Here is a 17728-nt window from a genome sequence, read left to right on the forward strand (position 1 = left end):
TCGCCTAGCTATGTTGAAATTGCATCCAAGGAGTTTTCGGACCCGTCTCGTTGGGTTAGTGCTTTGTGCACTGACGCCATCCACGGCATTGATGTTCTACAACGCCGCTGAGCGTCGTGCCGACCGGGAACGGCAGGTACATCAGGATGCCATCCGGCTCATTGAGCGGACCTCCGGCGAGTGCCAGCGCATCATCGACGGCTCGCGAGACCTCCTGATGGTCGTTTCGGAAACGTCTGACGTGCGGATCAATGACCCGCAAGCGTGTACCGAATTGTTTCGGCGCATTCTGCCGCGCAATCCGCAGTACAGGAATTTCGGAATGACCGATGCGCACGGCAGATTGATCTGCAGCGCGGTGCCGGCCCGGCCTCACACGTTCCTCGGCGACAGGGGGTACATCCAGCGCGCCATCAGGAACGGTACGTTCGCCGTGGGCGAGTATCAAATCGGCAGGGTAACCGGGCGCCCGTCGGTCAACGTGGCTTATCCGGTCCGCAGTTCAAGCGGCAGCGTGGTGGGGGTGGTGTACGCCGCACTCGATCTCCAGTTCCTCGGACGGCTGACCGCCAGCCTCGATCTGCCGCCGGCCGCTGAATTCGTCATCGCCGACCGTAAGGGGACAATCATTGTTGTCGAACCGCCGAACCCCGCGCTGATCGGCCGCCCCTTCCGCTCCATGCCACAGGGATCGACCGTTTTCCGCATGCGCTCGGGAGTTGCGGAACTGCGTGACGCCCATGGGAAGATGCGCCTCTATGTATTCGCGCCGCTCACCGAATCCGCGGCCGGCCTGGAGGCAACCGTGTGCGTCGGCGTTCCAAGGTCGGTTGCTTTTGCTGAAGTAGACCGGGTTCGGGTACGCAACGCCGTGATTCTGCTCTGCGTCGTCGCATTGACGGCGGTTGCGGCATACGTTAGCGCCGATGTCTTCGTGTTGAAGCGCATCCGCGTGCTGGTGGAAACGACCCGCCGACTGAGCTCGGGCGACCTGACAGCCCGGACCGGTATGGGAGCTCATCGGGACGAACTCGGCTTACTCGCTCGATCGTTTGACGACATGAGCATGTCTCTGGAAACCGCCCAGCAGAAACTGCTGGACGCCGAGCGCGATCGGCAACGCGTTTACACCGAGGTCATTCGCGCCGTAACGCACGGCAAATTCAACCTGGTGGCGCCGGGTGCGATCCCGGAACCACCATCGGTGCAAGCGGACATTGAGGTGAGGGGTGAAGACGACTACACCTTTGTCCGGCGAAAGATCGTCGAGATCGCCAGAGGCCTGGGCATGGACCACAGCAACACCACCGCTCTTGTTCAGGCTGCGGGCGAAGCTGTCACCAACGCCTTGAAGCATACAACAAGCGGACGCTGCCAGATCTTCGCGGAGAGTGACCGCCTCATCGTTCGCGTATCCGACGCGGGCCCCGGCATTAGAGCCGAGGACCTGGCTGCGACAATCCTCCTGCCCGGCTTCTCCACCAAGGTCTCTCTCGGCATGGGCTTCACCCTGATGCTGGCATTGTCGGACCGGGTCTGGCTTGCCACCGGTCCGGGGGGGACGACCGTTCAGTTGGAAAAGCAGCTTGCTCCACCCCCGGAACTGGATCCGGCCATCGAAGCCGCCATGGCGCGGATGACCTGACACCGTGTCTGAGCATGCTATTCTGACGATAATCACAACGCCCAACCGACCGTACGGAGTCCGCCATGTCACCGCAATCGCCTCGCCATCTGGAGTTGATTCGCCCGATCCGCGTTCAAGGATACGACATCGATTTCGCCGGCGTCGTCAGCAACATCGTGTACGTTCGCTGGCTGGAAGACATGCGGTTGGCGATGCTGGACGAGTACTGTCCGTTGGACGGTCTCATCGCAGAGGGATTGTCGCCGATTCTCGCGCACACCCAGGTGGACTACAGGCGCCCGATCCGCTTGCTCGATCAGGTTACCTGCCGCATGTGGATGACCGGCGTGGGCAGGGTGAAATGGAGCCTCGCCGCCGAGTTTCTTGTAAACGGTGAAATCGCCGCGGAGGCATCCCAAAGCGGCGGCTTCGTGCGACTCTCAGACAGCCGGCCCGTTCCCATGCCGGAGTTGTTGGCATCCGCATGGCGGGAAGCAACCGCGAGCATTGGTTGACGTTCAATCGTTGAAACGGGGAAGTGTTCAGTGCCTACACTTCCCCGTTTCCTCATTTCCCGTCGGCCCCTACAGTTTGCGTCCGTACGCAACCTCGAGACCGACTTCTCCTTGCCTGAGTTGAATGGTCTGCTGTCCCGGGGCCTCGAGCGGATTGTATCCGGTCACCTTCCGCGTGGGGGCGAACATGGCGGAGAAGGATACTTCGCCGCCCTTCTTCAGGGTCTTCGTGGCGCCAACCGTGTAATGCATTTCATTGACGCCGGGCGCGATCAGATTGAAGAACACCTCTGAGGCGCGGATAGGCTCTTTGCCGTAGCTGATGCCTGCGCGCCATGTCATGTCCTCGCTGGTTTTCGCCTGGTAGCCCAGTTTGAACACGGTTACGTCCTTCCAGCCAAGGCCGATGCCGTTCTCGCCGCCGAGGCCTTTCGTCGGATCGCCCGCCTCAAAGCCGTAGACATTGGCGAACGGGTTCGCAAGGCTGGGAACCTTGCTGTACCAGATCTTCTGGATGTCGAAGGCCACCACGGACGCGGGCGCGCACTTGTACGCCAGGCCGATGGTGCCCGTGGCAGGCACGTCCACTTTTCCGCGCTGTGCCATCAGGTCTTCGTAGTCCTTGTAGCGCTTCATGCTGATCTTGCTCTGGTAGGACGCCGCCAGAGTAAGGCCTTCGGCCGCTTCCCCTTGCACGCCCACCTTGAAGCCCATGCCCGTGGAGGCTTTGGTGCCCATGTTGGTGAGATGGTTAGCGACGCCATCGGCGACGAACGGGGCGAAGGAGCCAAGGCCATCCGCGCCGAACCATTGGATGGCGAAGGGCAGTCCGAGGCCGAACGAGGCCTTCTCGCCAATCATCCTGGAGTATGAGGGCTGGATGAACAACTGCTTCAGTTTCACGCCGGTCGGTCCGGCGTAGAACGATCCTCTTCCGCCTCCGGCGCTCGCGGGATACTTGGTGTTGGCGCCGCCGTTGGTGTAGATGGACACGCCCACGGAGCCCCGCGGGTCAATCATGTGGTTCCAGCCGGCGTTGGGTGCGAGGATGAAATCGCGCTTGCCGCTTACCGATTCCGGAACGAGCGGGAAGGTGTGCGCGGCGCCGGACGGGTTGCCGGTCACCTTGTACTGCGGGCGGATGCTGAACAGGCCCGCACCCACGTCGAAACGGTTGCCGAGGTAGACCATACCGGCGGGATTGACGGCGGCCTGGACCGAGTCAAGGGGCAGAGCCACGCCGGCGCCACCCATGCCCTTCGCCTGTGTGCCGTAGCCATAGGCGAAATAGCCGTGCGTTGCATGCACGCAAGTGGGGAAAGCCAGAACGGCGGCGGCCGCGAGGGCCACGCGGAGATGCTTCATGATAAACGATCCTCCAATCGAAGGAAGGGGCGGCAAATCTGCCGCGGAATATATATGGGCCGCCGCAACACGGATGACGGTCCATACGCGATGATTATAGACGTAAACATGCCGGTAGCATGCGAGCGGGCATCTGGGAAACGGGAAGGCCTCAGATCCGGCACGAAAAAGGGCTGGGGGCTGAGACAGGATACCCCGTCTCAGCCCCCAGCCCACGTCCCTCAGCCTCTTACTTGTACTCGTCCAGCATCCCGGCGAGTTTTCCTGTGTACGCGTCGGCAGGCTGCCATGCGTTCCACATCTGCGGGACGGCGATCGTCTGCGGCAGTGTCACCGCGGACGCCCGGCCGTCAACCATCACCACGTTCATGTACTTGTCGTGGTGGTGAAATACGCCCTTCCCGGTTGAGGGAAGCTGGTTCCAATACCGTACATCAGGGTTACTCCACGAGCCATCTGGCGTGGCGTTGCCGTCGATCATCCACGGTCCCAGGTCAGGCGCAGCGTTTCGCGTTTCGAGGAGGAGCATGTAACGCCCTGGAGTCTTGACGTCCGTGATGCGGACGGTATCCGTGGCGCCGGCCGTTAGAACGTACTTCCCGTACATCAAGCCGGCATTGTATGCGTAACTGCGGGGCCAACGTTGGCTCTCGTCGCCTCCGGAGTCAAAGGCGGCGAAGTTGGTGGGACAGGTGAACAGGGTCTGCGCGCGGGCCGTATCCAGCGCCAGGTATGGGAAGACGACGTCCCTCCACACCTGGCGCGGGCTGCTCAACCGGTTCGGCGGGAAAGTCCCGTCATAGTCGTCGGCGTAGAGCCGGAGTGCGACACCGATTTGGCGTTCGTTGTTTGAGCAGACCGCGGCGTCTCCCGTGAGCCGGCCCGCGACGATCGGCGAGACGATCGACATCAGAAATCCGGCGATAGCGGTGATGAACACGACCTCGCCAACCGACGTTGCAGGTTGTTTCTTCATCCGTAGCTCTCCCCTTTTCATTGGGCCGGGTCCAGCCCGAAGGCGTTGCGAAGGATGCGCAGTGAATCGCGAAGATCGATCTTGCCGGCGGATGCGCCGGTCGTCTCGATATCGAGCTTCACCAGATTGGCCACGGTGCTTTGCGCCAATCCGGCGGCGATCCGCAGGGAGGCGACAGCGTCCGCGACGACGAACTGGGAGGCGGTGTACTCATAGGCGCCGATATCGACGTGCGCGCCCAAAATGCGCTGCTTGCCATCCAGGTCGGTTGACCCGGGGAGGATATCTGCATCGTTTCCGGTATCGATGCACGGGGATCCGACGGCAAGACGGTGGTTACCGTGGGCTGCGTCCCGGAACTTCGGGTTCACAGAGATATTGCCGTTGGCGCCAGTCTGAGTGGGCAGACCGGAGTAGAGCCCCATTCCGCCAAAGACGTCGTTGTTCCGGATGGATGGGGTCGCGGAAGATGAACTGCGTTGGATCCCCCACTTTACGCTGTTGATGATGTTATTGGCGATAAGCGGCTCGACCCGGCCGTACAGAATTCCATAGGCCGTGCCATACAGCGTGTTGTTCAGGATGCTCGCAGCGGAGTTGACCAGGTTGATGCCGATGTCACGAGTGGTAATGAGGTTGCCGGCAATCAGCCCTGCACCACCGCTAAGTCTGATCGCCGAGTCGATGCCGTACGCAGTCGAAGGTCCACCGGAGAATACGTTGAACAAGATTTCAGGCTGAGAGGACTCCGCGCGGATGGCGCTCCAGTCCACGTTGAACTGATTGCGGCGAAAGCTCGCTGCATCGTTCGTTTCAGAGATGAAGCCTCGTTTGGCGAACGTGTTGTTGACGAAGCTCGTCGACGTGCCGATCAGAGAGGCGCAGTAGAAAGCGTCTCTTGCGGTCAGCCCATCCATCAGCGTGAAGGAGTGGCCACCGCGGACCTTGACCGCCGTTGGGAGCGTCCCGGCTGAAACGACCGTTCCGCCCAACTGGCGGCGGTTGGGCTCGCGCGCCACTTCATTGCCCGTGAATCCGCCGTAGAGGTAAGCAAAGGGGCGCAGCGTGATAGACTCCGGGTAGGTCCCGACCGCAGCCCAGACCTCGCCGCCCGACAGCATCGCTGTGTCCATGGCCGCCTGGATCGTCTTTTTGGCCTTGCTCCAGTCGGACCCGTCATTCGCGTCGTCGCCGCTGTCGGCGATCACCCGCACGATGGACGGGGTGACCGTCCAGAGCGTGCCGTCCGATTCGTCCGCGCCGATGTCCACCGTGCCTTGCAGCCGGGGCTGACCATCGATGTCGGTGTCTCCGCCGGCAACGGCGGAATCGTCCCCAACATCACGCATCGGGGAATCGGGCTGCAGATGGAAGTTGCCGTACGTCGCGGACGCGAGCTTTGGATCCGCGGTGATGTTACCGTCCGTTCCCGTTGGGTCGGAGATGCCGTCGAAGGGCATACGCGCGCCGTAGAACCCGTTGGACTTAAGCGAGACCCCGGTTGTGCCCGCGATCACGGTGACGCCGGCGAAATGGTAGGCCACAAGGTTGTTCCTCAGGACCGCGGCCGCGCCGTCCAGGGTGACGCCGGTCTGGCAGGCGATGATGGTGTTGTTGGTTACGGTCGGGGCGCCCCCGACAAAGTAGAGACCGCTTTCGCCGCTCCCCAACACCGCATTATCCCGGAGTACGGCCGCGCTGTCCCAGCACGTGATGCCGTTGCGCGTCTGACCCAGGAAGGTATTGGCGTGAATGATCGGCGCGCCGCCGTCGAACCGCATCCCGTCAAAATTCGCATAGCCGCGGTTCGAGGTCACTGCGGGTGAGGACTCGATCGCGTCGATGGCTTCGCGGTTCGCCGTGAAGACGTTACCGGAGATGACCGGAGCGCCTCCCTCCAACGAAATGCCGAAAAGGCCACCCCGCAAGGTGAATCCATCGAGCCCGCCCGTGGACGGCATATCCACGAACCGTACAATCGGGCCCGTACCATCGCCCTGCAAAACCGTCAAGTGGATCAGGGGCTCGCGCGCGCCGAAGTCGGTTTCGGTTCCAGCGAAGCCGCCGTAAAGGCGGACCGCCTTGGCGGTCTGAATGCTCTCGGCGTAGATTCCTTGAGCGACCCAGATCTCATCATTGTCGGAAGCGGCATCGATCGCTGGCTTCAGAGTCTTAAAAGCGGTGTCCCAGGTCTGGCCGTTGGGATCGGGACCGGATGCTGCCGCGTTGACGTGGAGAATTGTGGCGCGGGCGCTGAACAGGAATGAGACTGTCAGAATGAGTCCGGCAGTCGCGACGAACCGTGGCGCGGCGCGGGCTCGTCTGGGAGACTGGGAGGTGATGACCCGCGATGGGTCGACATCGCGCCGGAGCGCGGCACTACCGTAGCGTGCGCTAAACATCGGGCTTCTCTCCTGTGACGTGGAGTCTCGGTTGTGCCCGTCCGCCCGGTTTCCGAACCAGCGGATCGGACCAGGTCTTTGGACGGTATCGTTCAATGAATTGTTCCCGATCCATTAGCAAGGGCTGGGGGCTGAGACAGGATACCCCGTCTCAGCCCCCAGCCCACGTCCCTCAGCCCTGAATTCTCAGCCCTCGATAGCTGCCAGCACCGCTTCCACGTGTCCCTCAACCTTCACCTTCGGCCAGACGCGCCGGATGACGCCGTCGCCGTCGATCAGGAAGGTGGTTCGTTCGAAGCCCATGTACGTCTTCCCGTAGTTGACCTTCTCCTTCCAGACTCCGTAGGCTTCACAGACGGAGTGGTCTTCATCGGCGAGGAGGGGGAATGGCAGGGTGTACTTGCCGATGAAGCGGGAGTGTTTCGACGCGGTGTCCGGGGAGATTCCCAATATGGCCACGCCATGCGCCTCGAACTCCGCGCCGAGGTCGCGAAAGCTGCACGCTTCCCTGGTGCAGCCTGGGGTATCGTCCTTGGGGTAGAAGTAGAGAACGAGCGGCCGGCCGCGGAAATCGGCGAGGGTCACCTCCCGCTCGCCATCCGCGTCCACCGCGGTGAGCCGGAAATCCGGCGCTATCTGTCCTGGTTCCATCGGGGTCCTCCAAAGTGGTTTGCTGGAGGGGAAACCCAAAGGACGGCGGGCTAGTTCAGGCCGTCGTTTTCGCCATCCAGATCGTTCTGCGCGTCGGTGTAGGTGGAGATCTCTTCGCCGCGGTAGACTGTCACCAGGAAATCCTCGCGGTCGAACGATGGGCGATAAGACGAAACCACATCCTGGTCTATCTGGGTGAGGAGTTCCTCTTCCTGGGTTGTGGTGATCTCCATCTCCAGGATGAGCGTTCCGTGGATGATATCGCCGGCGTAGTGAAGGTCCAATTGCCCGACGCGATTTTCGCCTTCCCAAACGATGTAGATCTCGCTGTCGCCGGTGCGGACGAGCCGCACGAACCGGTATTGTCCGTCCATGGTGGTCACCTGCCCCTTCGAGATGATTGCGCGCCCCTAACTTCTGCCCGTCGAACGGTAAGGACACCGTCCCATTCGATCATCGTCCAACCCGCACTCAGCGTGATGGGTGACTTTACGGCCCGTCCGAGCTGCCGTACAGCGCGTCCATCCAGAATATACCTGCCCGAGCGTGGGATGCAAATGGGGAGCGGTCCCACGGCGCCACCCCGACGAATTTCCACGGCGGTCCTGACGGCGAGCACGCGAGAGAGCGACGTCAGGAAATCCCGGGCGGAACCGCCCCCCGCTCCGTCCAGCGCTTCCAACAGAATTCGGCGTCCATACGCCCCGTCCACATAAAGGGCCGCCCCCAGGAAGTGCTCATATCCCTTTCGCCCTTTGTCTGCGAGAAGCCGCGGGTCGGGCCCGGAGCGGGAAAACGCCGTGACCAGAGGCACGAAGTACCGCGCCGCGTAGGGCGCCGCCTCTACGCCTGGCGCCCAGGCGGAGAGGCGCCCTGACTTGTCCATCAGGGGCAGGAAAAGGCGCTCACCCAGGTCCCCATTCGCCCATGCCTCCGGTTGGGTGAATCCGTCGATGCCAGGGAGGGCGGCGTGCCCCCACTCGTGCGTCAGCTCCCGCACCCACTCAATGTCGGACCGCGGCGTGTTCGCGGCCTCAATATGGATCGCTCCGCGCCATTGCCTCGCTCCGGCGGCTCCTTCCGCGCTAATCCAGACCGGCACCGGGTAAACGGCACGGATTTCGGCTCCCAGGACAGGATCGGTCAGGTCGCTCAGCGCGACAAGGAACCGGCCGACCTGGCGAGCCCGGGCTGGATCGACCCGGTCGGCGCAATGCACGGTGAATCGCAGGGCCAACGTGCCGGCCTTCAGGACGTAGGCGGAGACGAGAAGAGGGTACGGCATCCCGCTCGTGGGCTCGATGGGAGGTGTGTAGTTCACGAACGGCTTTGGGGAGATCGTAACGATCGTGGCTCCCCCAACTGTGGTTGTCTCGGCATCGATGGGGTAACCGGGGAGATCTTCCATCAGAAGCCCATCCAGAGAGGGATTCGCCGCCCAGAGGGATTCCAGGTTCGCTCGCGGGCGCATGGCATCGGGATCCAGCCTCCGCATGGCCGCAAGCAGGTGAGCCGCCGCAGAGGGGCGTTGCTCAGTCAGCGCCTGCACGAGGTTCTGAAGCGCGGAGAGGTTGCCCCGGTCCAGGGCCGCGGCATCCGGGATCGCCGCCACGGCCTCGTCCATAGAACCGTCCCTGGCGAGGGTCAGCGCGTGCCGCAGCCGATCGGACGTTTCATCGGCGCGCATCGGGGCGGCCGCCAGTATTGCGACCAGCGATGCGATCAGCAGGTAGCTTTGCCTCATTCTGAACTCTTAAGTGAGACTGCCCAACGCGCGGCGCGTGACAACTGGCGGGCTGTTTCGATGACCAAGAGAGGAGGAGCATACGCCGCGCCGTGAGGGGTGTCACCCCACCAATTCGTCCTCTGCCCGCCACGCCGGATCGACGATACACAGAAACTCGAGTTCCTCCGCACCCGTCGCCTGAATGAACTGCCGCGCCCCGGGCGGTATGTACACCATGTCGTTCGGGGCCACGCTGCGGGATTCGCCGTCGATATGCATCTGCCCGGCGCCACTGAGGATGTAGTACACCTCACTGGTGCGCAGGCGATGCGGGGTTGATGCGGCGCCGGCGGTAAGCCGTGCATGCGCCAGGCTGTAGCGCAAATCGACGGGGTGTTTGTCCGCATGGAGCAACTCACGCAGGGTCGTACTGTCGCCGGCCTTGAACTCGGGACAGTCCAATAGGGAAGTAACCAACATCTGTTCCGCCTGAAAAAACCGGCCGGAGCGAGGCAGGCCTCGCTCCGGCCACAGTGACTAGCGGCCCGGCATCCCAGGAACACCGAAGCCGGCGTTCCCTGGGGCAGCCGGTGGCGCCGTGCCCGTACCGGCCGGCGTGTTCACCACGCTGGGCGCAAGCGTGTTGTCCACCGTGAACGACCAGTTTTCGGTGGCGACGTTCCCCTTCCAGTCGGAAACCGAGAGGACAATCGTATGGCGCCCATCCTGCATGGGCTCAATGGGCTGAGTGACGACGGTTTTGTAATACACCCAGCCGGAGTTGGGCTGGTAGGTGAAGTCAACCGGCTTGTCGTCGAGGGACAACTTGATGCTGTGTGCGTCGATTCCGGACCCCTCGTCGCTCACAATGGCTCCGAAAAGGATAGGCGGTGTGCCGTTCATTTCCGTGGCGCGCACCGGTGTGACGTTCGCAATCTCGGGCTTCTCAACGTCCAGGGACTCCGGTGTGAAGCAATGGAGGGCTCCGTCATCGCTCAGTACATACAGCCGGCCATTGGCGACCACCGGCGAAGACGTGATATTCGTATACGCGCCCGCCGGAAGATTGGAGAACACGCCGTACTCCCACTTCACGTGTCCCGTCTCCGCATCGATTGCGTACAGGAATCCCCGGTTGGTGCCTACCAGGATGTTGCCGCCGCTCAATGTGGGCGATGAGTACAGGGCGCCGGCCAATTGAATGAACGGGTCCTTGCTCAGGGACTGCTTTTTGGGTTTGTCGGTAAACCGCATCGCGCGATCGGCATTGTCCGTGATCGTCCATTTCTCACGGCCTTTTAGGTCCAGCGCATAGAGCCTGCCGGCTTTGTCACCAAAGTAAACAGCGTCGGCGGTGACGAGCGGAGTATCCGAGATAGGATTGTGGGCCTCGTAGAACCATCGCGTGGCGCCGCTCCGGGTCATCGCATAAATCACGTTTCCGCCAACCGTGTAGATGTAGCGATCCGTTGCCACGGGCGTCGCGTAAACATTGGTGTTGGTGGTACGGTTTGAGTACTTCACTTTTCCGGAGGAGGCATTGACAGCGTAGAAATTCAGGTCGGCGGAAGTAAAGTAGAGCATCCCGTCGGCATACGTGGGTGAGCCGATGATGTTGTTGCCGGTGACGACCGGCGTCATGGCCTCCTTGCCGGTCTTGGCGTCCACTCCGTAGACCTTGTAGTCGTCGGAGCCGAAGTACACAATGCCATCAACTACGATGGGTGAGAATCGGATATGCCCACCGGTGTGGAACTGCCACTTCAGTGATCCAGTGTCCACATCGAGCGCGTACATGACCCCGTCCGAAGCGCCCACAAAGAGCAGGCCCCCATCCACGGCGGGAGTGGCTTTGATGGTGGCGGCCGAAGGCGTTCCGATAGGCCCTTCGGCGGGATAGACCCATTTCTGCTCGCCTGTTTCGGCGTCGAGGGCGTATACGTTGGATTGGGCGGCCAGGTAGACCGTTTTGCCCACAACGACCGGAGAAACCGGGTTGTTGGGATACCGGACGGTGTTGAACTTCCATTCCAGCGCCATGGGGACGGAAAGCGTCTCCGTGCTGATCGCTGTATGGCTCGGGTTGCCGAGGAACATGGGCCAATCCGCGGCGCGGGCGATCCGCGGCGCGACCGATATCGACAAGCCCACTACGAGCGTGGTCAGCGCCCGGACATTGCGCCGGCGGGCGATAGGCTGCGGCATGGAATCCTCCTGGAATGGTGGCGAGTGGCCTGGACGCCAAACGCGTCAATTGCTGGGCCTCACCCCAACTGTATCATATCGCCCAACGTCGGGCGCAGGGCAATCAAAGCACAGAAGAGGGAAATGGGAGCTTGTGCGTGGCGGTTCCGCTTATGGCACAGAGCTCCCACCTCCAGCGACCTGTTTTACGGCGTACCAAGGATGTACGGATTCGTTTCCGTGCCGGCTGCCGCCCGGATGACGCCGACGGCGTCCTGAAGGGAAATGCGGCCAGGGTAGGTGCTCAGCCCGTAGCGATGAACCCTCACCACGTTCGCCTCGGACGCAGTCAGCATGCCGGCGTAGTCCTTGAGCGCGGTCTTGGCCTCAGTCATGGTGTATGGCTGAAAACTCCAGCCGATGTCTTCGAATATCCCTGAAACGATCGGGCCAGGGTAGTGCATCACGCCGGGTCCCAGGTACGGCGTCATCAGTTCGTTGATGCTCGCGTGCAGGGTCGTGCCTGAATACGACGCCTCGTTGAGATGGGCCGTGCTGGAACCTTTCTGATAGGTGGCGGGGGCGTAGATCTGCGGATTGGTATTCGCCGCGGCCGCCCTGGCATTCGGGCCCTCAAAGTACAGCGCATTGCTGGTGATCGCCGCGGCGCGCTGGGCGTCGGTCAGCGACGTCAGCAACGGCGCATTCGCCGCGGGCCCTGTGGCGAGAAAGGTGTCGTAGATCAGTGGAAGACCGTAGGCATACGTCCCGATCGTCGTCTGGCTGAATCCGGAGGTGAAACCCAGGCCATGGCCCAGCTCGTGGAAGCAGGTGTGGTAAAAGTCGAAGTTACTGCCGGGCCGCCCGTCCGTGCCGTAGTAGAAGCTCAGATTGCCGAGGACGGTTGAGTTGTCGACATCGCTGTTGTACGTGATATTGATATCGTCCGGAGTAGAGCCGGCAGGCACATTCGCCGGTGTCACCAGGTCGTAGCCGACGATCTGGTTCGCCTCGGCCACAACGTAAAAGACGCCCGGCGTTTTCCCCGGCAGATCACTGAAGATCCATTTCGCGTAGGCCCCCCCGAGGATAGCGCTGGTGGCGGTTCCGCCCATCGAGACCATCGACGCGGTGACCTGGACCGGGACTGTTCCCTTCAGGCGATTGGCCCAGTTGGCGGCGGCGGCCTCGATGCATGCGCGCCGCGACGCGCCCAGCACCGGGTCATAGAACCCCACCCCCGGGTCATTCTGGTACGTGATGACGATGGGCACCGCGTAGGCCGATGACGCTTCAAGGAGGGTTAAGGCAAGAAGGGCCGTCAAGATTCCGGAAGCCTTCATCTGGCGCCTCCCTGCTTCTGCGGCGCGGCTTGCGTCGGTGTGCCGCAAGTGACGACAACGTGCCCGGACGCGTCGCGCGTTGCGACCTCGTAGTCCGTGTTCGCCGGGTCGACCAATGCGTATTTGATGCCGCCCGGTAGAACCCCGACCACCGATTGGAAGGGTTTCTCGGCCACGCGCGGAACCATGCTCGGGACCGGATCGGCCGCCCCCGGCATCTTGTAGATGGACGCGTCACCGGCGCGGCCTTGCGCTTGGCCGTGCTCGTACCGCACGAAAACATTGGGGTATTGCGTCGGCAGCACAGGCGCGGTGAAGTTTGCCCTCGCGGGCGGCCACGGAGCGATAGGGCCAACCGGCATTGTGGCCCGGGAAGACACTCGAGCCGGGGCTTTGGCCGTGTGCTTCACGCCCGCTTTACGGGGCACTGCAGCCTGAACGCCGGCCGAAAGCGCCACGAACGCCGCGCCGCAACCACAGAGCGTTCGAACAGTCGCCAACTTGAAGCGCATATCATGTTCTCCTTTCGCGCCGGGGACAAATACCTGGCGCGATTGTCTCGGTTAGGTCGGGGTGAATAATTACAATTCTAGCAGCCGCGGACATTGCGGCAGTCTCCTATTAGACCCCGACAGGCGCCCTAACGTTCGTTGCTTACGTCGAAAGGAATTGAGTGTCGTAAACCTGAATCCGGCCCCGGGTCCCGGCTACCGGGGCGATGCGTCCGGAGGCGGCGTCGGCGAAGGCGTCGGTTCGGGCGCCGGCGCGGGTTTTTCCGGCGCCGGCTGGCCCGCAGGGGGTTCGGCGGGCGCGGGCTCCGCGGCGGGTTCGGTTTCCTGCAACGCGGAGGCGTCTGGCGGCGTGGGGTCGTCCGCCGTCGTTTCCGCGGGCGATATGACTTTCGCAACCGGTTCGCGCATAGTTCTCTTCGTCCGGTGGCGCAATCGTGGCGACGCATCCCGGCCGCCGCGACCGCTCATCCATCGAGGCTGGGAGTCCACCGGGAACAACCTGGCGACAAGCGCTCTGGATTCCTCAGGGTTCGCGTATACGTAGACGCGGCCGGGGCGATTGGGCAGAATATGCATCGCGACGGATTCCTTCGGAACCGAGCGCGCAAACGTGGCCAACGCCACCAGTTGCCGGTATTTGAGCGTGCCCCGCATTTCCCTACGGACGATGTCCAGCGCCCCGGGCACACGCAGCCACGTGACCGGGTCCTTCATCTTTGCCTTCAGCGACTGAAGCATCTGCTGCTGCCGCCCGATGCGAACGAAGTCGCTGTCCGCGCTGCCTTCATTCGCGTGGCGGTAGCGCACGAAGCCCATCGCGTCGCGGCCATTGAGCGTTTGAACTCCGGGCTTCAGGTGGATGTGAAGGTTTCCCCAGTCATCGTCGTAATCAAGCTGCCTGTCCACGTTGACCGTGACACCGCCTAGTTGATCCACAACGTGCGCCAGCATTTTGTAATCGACAACCAGCGCCGCGTCCGTCTGAACGCCGAGGAAATCGTGGATAGTTTCGGCCGCCAGTTCCGGTCCGCCGATGGCGTGCGCGGCGTTGATCTTGCTGTAGCCGCGCGTACCGGGGATGTGAACGCGCGTATCGCGGGGAATGCTGAGCACCTGGATCGAATTCGCCTGGAAATCGAGGCGCGCGAGGAGCATCACGTCGCTGCGGGCGTTCGTGGCCATCACCTGATCATGGTCGTTGCGGTCTTCATCGCGCCCCAGCACCAGAAGCGTGACGGCATCGCGACCGCCGAACGCCGTCTTGGGATCGGCGCCGGCCCACAGGCCCTGCACCGCCTGGCGGAACGCCGTGTTCGCCACGAATGTGTAAGCGAGCCCGAGGACGCCGGCCAGGAGGCCGAACCCGAAGAGATAGGAGAGGATTCGCAGCGGGCGAAATCGCCGGCGCATCGGTCGGAGGGGCGGAATGTACGTATCGCCGTGAGTTGTATTCTTATGCAATGCTTTTCTGTTCAAATGAAAGAGGCGCGGACAGCCGATCGATTCAGCGGCCAGCACGGGAAATACTGTGGCCCAGGCCGCCACGTTGGGCCGCGGCAGGCAGACAGCCACCTAATTCTAACGTAATGTCCGACCCTGGTGTCACGGCCCGAAGCCTGGTTTCCGGCTGAGGCGCATCCGGCGCTCGCATGATCGGCAGATGCCGTGCCGCCAGTTCAGCGAACAGGCTCAAGAACGCCGCCGGATGGTTCAAGGCGAAGGGTCTCGTTCAGGCTGCCGCTGCGGAACCCCTGAAGGTCGAGCGTTACATACGCATATCCCAGTTCTTTGAGACGCGCTACCACCGAATCTCGCAGCGCGGAGTCCGCAAACCGGGGAATGTCGGTCGCGGTGACCTCGATGCGGGCGGTTTCCCCGTGGTGCCGTACGCGGCACTGTACGAAGCCCAGCGAGTGCAGGAAGCTTTCCGCGCGGTCCACCTGCCTCAGCCCGGCGATCTGGATGGGCGTTCCGTAGGGGAAGCGGCTGCTGAGACACGCGAGGCCCGGCTTGTCCCACGTGGGCAGGCCCATCGCGTGTGAAAGCTCGCGGATCTCTTCCTTATAAAGATCGGCGTCCATCAGCGGCGCGCGGACGCTCCATTCCTGGCCGGCGGCCACGCCGGGGCGATAGTCGCCCCTGTCGTCGGCGATGTAGCCAACGAGGATCGCGTTGTAGCCCTCATCGCGGGCCACGGAGGACAGCGCTTTGAACAACTCGGTCTTGCAGTGGTAGCACCGGTCCGGGTTGTTGGCCACATACGCCGGGTTGTCCATCTCGCGGGTGACCACCTCGCGGTGTGAGATGCCGATGAGGCGGGCAGCCTCGCGGCCCGGCTCCAGTTCGTCCTCGGAGTAGGACTCGCTGAGCGCGGTGCAGGCCAGGGCGTTATCGCCGAGCGCGCGGTACGCGGCGGCGGCCAGGAAAGTGCTGTCCACGCCGCCGGAGTAAGCGACGATCGCGCGTCCAAGGCCGCGCAGGTCTGCCATCAGGGCATCATATTTCGCCGCCAGAAGCGGATTATCGGTGAGCGGTTCGGTAGTTGTCATGTCACCCCTATGATAGCAGACGCAGTTGTACGGTGGAGGGATAGTTCGGCGCTTCAGGGCCCGGGGATCATCGCTAATCGAATGTGGTCGCGGAGAACTGGACTGATAGTTATGCTATTGAGCCGGTGTCAAACTGAGGGTAAAGGGAGACATCGGCCATGGGAGCGAGCCGACATTACAGCGCTGAGACGGAGGCGCGGGCGGCCCTCGAATCCATAAAGGGGCTGCGGACTGCGAACGAGATCGCCGGCGGGTTAGGGAATCACCCTATGGTGCAGGCGTCATGGAAGAAGCAGGCGATCGCGGGCCTGCTGGAGAGCTTCTCAAAGGGCTGGGTCAAGGAGACGCCGCACGGGTAGGGCTGAGGGGGTAGGGCTGAGGACTGAGGGGCCGATCGCGCGGCGTCCGGCATACGATAGTTCCACCGACATCCGTAGCCGCCGACGCTCAAGCGGCGAACGCGGACAATCGATAGGTATTGCGGAGACAGCCGGGGCTGCCATTTTCAGCCGCGGGACGCCTTTCGCATGCCCAGACCTTCAACAAATCGCGGAACCCGGAGCGCTTTACACGGCGGATCGTCCATCAACGATCTGGGGCTTTCCCCCCGCGGTATGGTGGTGATGGCGTGCGATGGCGCGCTGCGATTCCTGGAGGCCGCGGATGCGGCCCGCGCCGCCGAAAACCAGGACGCAGCGGTACTCAACGTGGAGAAGGCACAACGCGTCCTCCTCGAAATGATGGGCGCACTGGACCACGCCGTCGCCCCGGCAATGACGGAGACGCTGGAACGCCTCTACCAGTCGCTCCTGGACCGCCTGTCGGACGCCCTTCACGGAGACCGGAAAGCCATCACTGAGACGCGCCTCGTGCTGACCCGCCTGCGCAACGCGTGGCTGGAGGCGGGTGGCAGGTGCCGGGTGGCGGGTGGAAGGTGACAGGCGCCGGGTGGCGGGTGACAGGTGTCCGGTGGCGGGTGACAGGTATCGGGTTGCAGGTGTCGGGCACGGAGGCCCGACCTACCGTTAGCCCCCAAACGCTTCGATGTGTGTCCACTGGTGCAGGGCGTCCATGATCGGGTACGCGGTGAGGTCCATATGAATGGGGGTGACGCTGATCTGTCGCGCGTGGAGCGCGGAGACGTCGGTGCCTTCTTCCAGCACATCCTCGGGTTTTTCCCCGCCCATCCAGTAGTAGGTCCGGCCCGACGTGTCCGTGCGGGTCTCCAATTCGCCAACGTACTTGCGGATTCCCTGTTTGGTGAGCTTCACTCCCCGTAATTCACCCGTGGGAATGGCGGGGACGTTGACGTTGAGCAGGTTGAACGGCGGGAGGCGGTGCTCGTGCAGGACGACGGCGAGATGCGCCGCGAACCGCGCGGCCGCGCCGAAATCGGTCCCCTTACGCTCCGCAAACGGGAGTTCCGGCTCATCTTTCACGAACGGATAGTCGTTCATACGTACGGCGGAGATGGCTATCGAAGGCACCCCGATGATACAGGCCTCCATGGCGGCGCTGACGGTGCCGGAGTAGGTGAGATCCCAGCCCAGATTGGGGCCGTCGTTGATCCCGGAGATGACCAGGTCCGGTGTGAACGGCAGCACGCCCCGCAGGGCCAGAGCGACGCAATCGGACGGTGTGCCGGTACAGGAATACGCGGGCGAGCCGTCGGCGAGGCGCACGCTGGACACCCTGAGCGGCTTGTGGAGCGTGATGGAATGGCCGCTGGCGGAACGCGGACGATCGGGGGCGACGATGCCTATCTCGGCGACCTCGGCGATCGCTTCCTTCAGAGCGAAGAGCCCCGGCGCGTGGACGCCGTCATCGTTGGTGAGCAGTATTCGCATTGGCAGTAGTCAGTATAGGGTGTCGGGTCTA

The 17728-nt window shown here is 62.8% G+C and carries 17 protein-coding genes; 4 read left to right on the forward strand and 13 right to left on the reverse strand.

Going from position 1 to position 17728, the window contains the following annotated elements; translation table 11 throughout:
* Window positions 1-58 precede the first annotated feature (58 nt).
* Both VGM51_02105 and VGM51_02110 read left to right on the forward strand, forming a co-directional pair.
* Window positions 59-1645 (forward strand): cache domain-containing protein, encoded by a 1587-nt coding sequence (locus VGM51_02105; GenBank protein ID HEY3411829.1) that lies wholly within the window; start codon window positions 59-61, stop codon window positions 1643-1645.
* A gap of 65 nt (window positions 1646-1710) precedes the next feature.
* Complete coding sequence (locus VGM51_02110) at window positions 1711-2142, forward strand: thioesterase family protein (protein ID HEY3411830.1); 432 nt, start codon at window positions 1711-1713, stop codon at window positions 2140-2142.
* Window positions 2143-2211: 69 nt separating this feature from the next.
* Here VGM51_02110 and VGM51_02115 read toward each other — a convergent pair whose 3' ends face one another.
* The 12 genes from VGM51_02115 to larE form a co-directional block, all read right to left on the reverse strand.
* The gene (locus tag VGM51_02115; GenBank protein ID HEY3411831.1) at window positions 2212-3507 is read right to left on the reverse strand and encodes an outer membrane protein transport protein; all 1296 of its coding nucleotides are present in this window, start codon (window positions 3505-3507) and stop codon (window positions 2212-2214) included.
* 229 nt (window positions 3508-3736) lie between these two features.
* Complete coding sequence (locus tag VGM51_02120) at window positions 3737-4483, reverse strand: hypothetical protein (GenBank protein ID HEY3411832.1); 747 nt, start codon at window positions 4481-4483, stop codon at window positions 3737-3739.
* A 17-nt stretch (window positions 4484-4500) separates the two neighbouring features.
* Window positions 4501-6885 carry a right-handed parallel beta-helix repeat-containing protein gene (locus tag VGM51_02125; protein ID HEY3411833.1) on the reverse strand — a complete coding sequence of 795 codons (2385 nt, stop codon included), beginning with the start codon at window positions 6883-6885 and terminating at the stop codon, window positions 4501-4503.
* A 186-nt stretch (window positions 6886-7071) separates the two neighbouring features.
* Window positions 7072-7536, reverse strand: a complete 465-nt coding sequence (gene bcp, locus VGM51_02130) for a thioredoxin-dependent thiol peroxidase (GenBank protein ID HEY3411834.1) — start codon at window positions 7534-7536, stop codon at window positions 7072-7074.
* 50 nt (window positions 7537-7586) lie between these two features.
* Window positions 7587-7910 (reverse strand): hypothetical protein, encoded by a 324-nt coding sequence (locus VGM51_02135; GenBank protein ID HEY3411835.1) that lies wholly within the window; start codon window positions 7908-7910, stop codon window positions 7587-7589.
* Between the two features lie 5 nt (window positions 7911-7915).
* Window positions 7916-9280: a hypothetical protein gene (locus VGM51_02140; GenBank protein ID HEY3411836.1), complete on the reverse strand. Its 1365-nt coding sequence runs from the start codon at window positions 9278-9280 to the stop codon at window positions 7916-7918.
* A gap of 102 nt (window positions 9281-9382) precedes the next feature.
* A complete protein-coding gene (locus tag VGM51_02145; GenBank protein HEY3411837.1) occupies window positions 9383-9742 on the reverse strand; it encodes a cupin domain-containing protein in 360 nt (119 codons plus the stop codon).
* Window positions 9743-9799: 57 nt separating this feature from the next.
* Complete coding sequence (locus VGM51_02150) at window positions 9800-11467, reverse strand: PQQ-binding-like beta-propeller repeat protein (protein ID HEY3411838.1); 1668 nt, start codon at window positions 11465-11467, stop codon at window positions 9800-9802.
* A 185-nt stretch (window positions 11468-11652) separates the two neighbouring features.
* Window positions 11653-12789, reverse strand: a complete 1137-nt coding sequence (locus VGM51_02155) for a hypothetical protein (GenBank protein HEY3411839.1) — start codon at window positions 12787-12789, stop codon at window positions 11653-11655.
* Complete coding sequence (locus VGM51_02160; protein ID HEY3411840.1) at window positions 12786-13301, reverse strand: hypothetical protein; 516 nt, start codon at window positions 13299-13301, stop codon at window positions 12786-12788. The genes VGM51_02155 and VGM51_02160 overlap by 4 nt, the downstream gene beginning before the upstream one ends.
* A gap of 195 nt (window positions 13302-13496) precedes the next feature.
* Entirely contained in the window at window positions 13497-14762 is a 1266-nt protein-coding gene (locus VGM51_02165) for an LCP family protein (protein HEY3411841.1), read from the reverse strand.
* Window positions 14763-14977: 215 nt separating this feature from the next.
* The gene (gene larE / locus VGM51_02170; GenBank protein ID HEY3411842.1) at window positions 14978-15850 is read right to left on the reverse strand and encodes an ATP-dependent sacrificial sulfur transferase LarE; all 873 of its coding nucleotides are present in this window, start codon (window positions 15848-15850) and stop codon (window positions 14978-14980) included.
* Between the two features lie 158 nt (window positions 15851-16008).
* Here larE and VGM51_02175 point away from each other — a divergent pair, with 158 nt between their 5' ends.
* Window positions 16009-16209, forward strand: coding sequence for a hypothetical protein (locus VGM51_02175; protein ID HEY3411843.1), 201 nt, complete (start codon window positions 16009-16011; stop codon window positions 16207-16209).
* A 168-nt stretch (window positions 16210-16377) separates the two neighbouring features.
* Entirely contained in the window at window positions 16378-16788 is a 411-nt protein-coding gene (locus VGM51_02180; protein ID HEY3411844.1) for a flagellar protein FliS, read from the forward strand.
* 87 nt (window positions 16789-16875) lie between these two features.
* On the opposite strand, the gene surE is transcribed toward VGM51_02180, so the two are convergent.
* On the reverse strand, window positions 16876-17697 hold the full coding sequence (gene surE, locus VGM51_02185) for a 5'/3'-nucleotidase SurE (protein ID HEY3411845.1): 822 nt from the start codon (window positions 17695-17697) through the stop codon (window positions 16876-16878).
* Window positions 17698-17728: the final 31 nt, after the last annotated feature.

The organism is Armatimonadota bacterium, from assembly GCA_036504095.1.
Lineage (GTDB): Bacteria > Armatimonadota > DTGP01 > JAKQQT01 > JAKQQT01 > DASXUL01.